The sequence below is a fragment of the Streptomyces sp. NPDC088124 genome (assembly GCF_040685895.1).
GTDB lineage: Bacteria > Actinomycetota > Actinomycetes > Streptomycetales > Streptomycetaceae > Streptomyces.
In genome coordinates, this window is record NZ_JBFBJB010000128.1 from 1 (window position 1) to 3804 (window position 3804).

The following is a 3804-nucleotide window of genomic DNA, read 5'->3' on the forward strand; positions in this document are numbered from 1 at the left end:
CCGGCCAGGCCGCGCGCCGTGCTGGCCGCCGCCGCGGGCCCGGTGCCCCGGCGTGTCGCCGCGCTGCTGGGTGCCGGTGGGAGCGGCGCGCCGCCCCGGCCGACGGCGGGCCGCCTCGTCGCGGGCGCGCTGCTGCTCTGCCTCGCGGTCTCCGGCGCCACGGCACTGGGAGCCGCGGACGACCTGCACACGCACATCGAGATCGCCCAGGGCGAGATCCCCGCGCGCTGACCGGCGCGGGTCCTTCCGCCTGCGGTTCCCGCCTCCCGCCGACGGTTCCCGCCCACCCCGGCTCAGCCGAAGAGCCGGCCCAGCTGCAGGGTGTCACCCGGGGAGTCGCCGGGCGCGCGGTACTCGTGCAGCGCCGCCGGGTGCGGGGACCAGAGCGCCGGCTCCAGACGCGCCGGTCTCTCGGGTGCCGGCTCGTGGGCGCCGAGCGACGGCAGCGCCCGGTCCATCCGCAGCGCGTCGACCGACTCGGCGAGCAGTTCGTACTCCGTGGTGTCGTCGCGGGTGGCCACGCGGATCAGCCGGCCCGCGGCGAGGTGCTCCGCGATCATGTCCTGGTGCGCGACGTCGTCGCGCCAGGCGCGGAGCGTCGTCGGCACGTCCGGCACCCCCCGGGCCACCGGCGCGAGCGCCTCGGCCGGAAAGTGATGGCTGTCGGGGCTGGGGTCGAGTCGCTCCGCGATCCAGGTCGCGCGATCCCGCAACCACCACAGTGCAAGTGCCAGAGTGGGGGCGCGATAGGTGCCCAGAGGGACGCCGATGCGCTGTCCGCCGCAGATTCCGTACGCGGTGACATGGCACAGGAATTCGTCATGCACGGCCGCTCTCCTTGCGCCGTTCTGTGAGGCCGGGTGGCCTGGGCCGCAGTGCTGGGGAGGTGCTCGGGCGGTGCCGGGGATGGTGCCGGGGCGGTGCGGTGGGGGGACGTGCGCGGTGGAGCGCCGGGCGGACCCGCGAAGCTGTTCTCCCGTGCTGAGGGAGATGCCCCTTCTGCGGCTCGATTGCCCGAACTTCCAACTATGAGTGGTGCGCTGACGTGCTGTCACCATGAGATTCCGGACAGAATTTCGGGCCGTACGGAGCCTGGGGCCGTACGGAACGCGGGGCCGTACGGAACGCCGGCGGTACGGAAACCGGCGTACGCGCCCGGCCATGCATGCCTGACCGGTTATATTTCCAGTGAGGTATATTGAAGCCATGCCCATACCGTTCGACGTTCTCGCGGAGCCCAACCGGCGGAAGATCCTCGATCTCCTCCTGGAGCGGCCGTACACAGTGGGCCAGCTCACCGAGTCTCTCGGGCTGAGCCAGCCGGGCACCTCGAAGCATCTGCGGGTGCTCCGCGAGGCCGGACTCGTCCGGGTCCGGCAGGAGGCCCAGCGCCGCTGGTACGAGCTGCGGCCCGAGCCCCTCGCGGAGCTCGACGCCTGGCTCGCCCACTACCGCCACCTGTGGTCCGGCGCGTTCGACGCGCTCGAACGGCATCTCGACGCGATGGAGGACGACCCCACATGAACACGACACCGCACGACGCCACGCTGACCACGGCCGACGGCCGCAGTGCCCTGCGGATGGAGCGCAGGCTCCCGCACCCGCCGGAGAAGGTGTGGGCCGCGCTCACCGACCCCGCCGCCCTCCGTGCGTGGTTCCCCGCCGAGGTCACGGTGGAGCTCACCCCGGGCGGCGCGATGACCTTCCGGTTCCCCGGCGCGGGGGCCGACGAGTCCGGTCTGACCGGCACGGTCACGGATGTCGAGGAGCCCCGCCTCTTCGCCTTCACCTGGGACACGGACCATCTGAGCTGGACCGTCACCCCGGACGGCGAGGGCTCGCTCCTCACCCTCGTCCACACCTTCGGAGACCGGCCGGGCGCCGCGAGTTTCGCCTCCGGCTGGCACCTCTGCGTCGACGCGCTCGCCCGGCTCCTCGGCGGCGTCCCCGCAGTCCCCGCCCGGGAGCGCGGCGCGCTCCACGAGTCGTACATCGGCCGGTTCGGCCTGGACCGGGGGACGGTCGAGTCCGCGGAGCCGGCCGGGCCCGGCGGTTCCGACCTGCTGGTCCGCTTCGAGCGGCAGCTCGTCCGGCCCGCCGAGACCGTCTGGGCGGTGCTCTCCGCCGGGATCGAACCGGTGGCCGGACTCCCCGTCCCCGTGGGCTTCACCGCCGGGACGGCCCCGGAGGGCCCGGTCACGGAGGTGCGGGCGCCCCGGTCGCTGACGTACACCGTGGCGCCGCACTCCGCGGTGACGTGGGAGCTGCGCGAGGGCACGGGACACGGCGCCCGCCTCGTCCTCACCCAGACCGGCCCCGCCGGGTGGGACACGGATGCCGCGCTCGCCGCATGGCGGACCCGTATCGAAGAGCTCGCGGTCGCACTCGTGAACTCCTGACGTGTACCGGCCGTTCTCCGGCCGATCGCCACCCGGTGGAAAGGCGGGTCGGGCGCCTCGTTATGGTGCCTTCAATGTTTGCTTCGCAGTTTCCCCCCACGAACTTGCCAAGAGGCGTCCGCGCCGCCCCGGGTTCCCTCCGGGAGGCAGGGTGACCCAGACCACCGGACAACTCGCCGACCGGACAGGGGTCGTACCGTCCCGTCCGGACGCGGAGTCGGCGCCGGCTCCGCCACCGCCACCGCCACCCGCCAGGAAACGGGACGCTTTCTTCGACAACGCGAAGTACCTGGCGATCCTGCTGGTCGCCATCGGGCACGCGTGGGAGCCGCTGCGGGACGGCAGCCGCGCCGTCTCGGCCCTCTACATCGTCGTCTACAGCTTCCACATGCCGGCGTTCATCCTCATCTCCGGCTATTTCTCCCGCAGTTTCGACTACCGCCCCGACCGGGTGCGCCGTCTGATCACCGGCATCGCCGTGCCGTACATCGTGTTCGAGGTCGCCTACAGCCTCTTCCACCGGTACACCGCGGACGACCCCTCCATGCCGGTCAGCCTGCTCGACCCGTGGTACCTGACCTGGTTCCTGATCGCCCTGTTCGTCTGGCGGATCACCGCCCCGATCTGGCGGGTCGTCCGCCGGCCCGTTCCCGTCGCGCTCTGCGTCGCGGCGCTCGCGACCACGTCACCCGAGATCGGTGACGATCTCGACCTCCAGCGGGTCCTTCAGTTCCTGCCGTTCTTCGTGCTCGGCCTGCAACTCAAGCCCGAGCACTTCCAGCTCGTACGGCGGCGCGAGGCGCGGCTGCTGGCCATCCCGGTCGCCGCGCTGACCGTGGTCTTCGCGTACTGGGCCGTCACCCGGATGAACATGGCCTGGTTCTTCCACCGCGACAGCGCCGAGGAACTGGGCGCCCCATGGTGGAGCGGCGTCCTGATGACGTTCGCCTTGTTCGGCTGCTCGCTGGTGATGACCGCCTGTTTCCTCGCCTGGGTCCCGGGCCGCCGCATGTGGTTCACGGCGCTGGGCGCGGGCACGCTCTGCGGTTATCTGCTCCACGGGTTCCTCACCCAGGGCGCGGGCACCTGGGGCTGGTACGACCCGGCCTGGCTGCATACCCCGCAGGGCGCGGTCTTCGTGACGCTGTTCGCCGGAGCCGTCATCACCCTGCTCTGTACGCGACCGGTCCAACGGCTCTTCCGCTTCGCCCTGGAGCCCCGGATGGAGTGGGCGTTCCGGAAGGACCCCGTGGAGCGGCACGGAAAGTAGCGCCACTCCCGCACCAGCCGTTCCGGGCAGTCGCGGGGCGGAGGCCGGAGATAGCTCGTCGGAGCGGTCATGCGGTCCTCTCTTCTTCCCTGAGCGCCCGGTGCTCCCCGATGCCGCCCACGTCCACGCTCCCGG

General features: G+C 72.1%; 3 protein-coding genes and 2 pseudogenes. 4 read left to right on the top strand and 1 reads right to left on the bottom strand.

Annotation, left to right across the window (positions count from 1 at the left end; translation table 11 throughout):
• A pseudogene (locus tag AB0P17_RS43125) lies at positions 1–231 on the top strand (M56 family peptidase); the annotation flags it as partial.
• A 203-nt stretch (positions 232–434) separates the two neighbouring features.
• Here AB0P17_RS43125 and AB0P17_RS43130 read toward each other — a convergent pair.
• Positions 435–827 (bottom strand): annotated as a pseudogene (locus tag AB0P17_RS43130) (hypothetical protein); the annotation flags it as partial.
• 379 nt (positions 828–1206) lie between these two features.
• Here AB0P17_RS43130 and AB0P17_RS43135 point away from each other — a divergent pair.
• The 3 genes from AB0P17_RS43135 to AB0P17_RS43145 all read left to right on the top strand — a co-directional run bounded on the left by AB0P17_RS43135 (position 1207) and on the right by AB0P17_RS43145 (position 3669).
• The gene (locus AB0P17_RS43135) at positions 1207–1524 is read left to right on the top strand and encodes a metalloregulator ArsR/SmtB family transcription factor (protein ID WP_365820583.1); all 318 of its coding nucleotides are present in this window, start codon (positions 1207–1209) and stop codon (positions 1522–1524) included.
• Positions 1521–2399: an SRPBCC family protein gene (locus tag AB0P17_RS43140; RefSeq protein ID WP_365820585.1), complete on the top strand. Its 879-nt coding sequence runs from the start codon at positions 1521–1523 to the stop codon at positions 2397–2399. Before AB0P17_RS43135 ends, AB0P17_RS43140 begins: the two co-directional genes overlap by 4 nt.
• Before the next feature lie 151 nt (positions 2400–2550).
• Positions 2551–3669 carry an acyltransferase family protein gene (locus tag AB0P17_RS43145; protein WP_365820586.1) on the top strand — a complete coding sequence of 373 codons (1119 nt, stop codon included), beginning with the start codon at positions 2551–2553 and terminating at the stop codon, positions 3667–3669.
• Positions 3670–3804: the final 135 nt, after the last annotated feature.

Excerpts from the sequence above, each read along its gene's own strand:
- AB0P17_RS43140 (WP_365820585.1), top strand. The coding sequence starts at position 1,521 with ATGAACACGACACCGCACGACGCCACGCTGACCACGGCCGACGGCCGC.
- AB0P17_RS43135 (WP_365820583.1), top strand. The coding sequence starts at position 1,207 with ATGCCCATACCGTTCGACGTTCTCGCGGAGCCCAACCGGCGGAAGATC.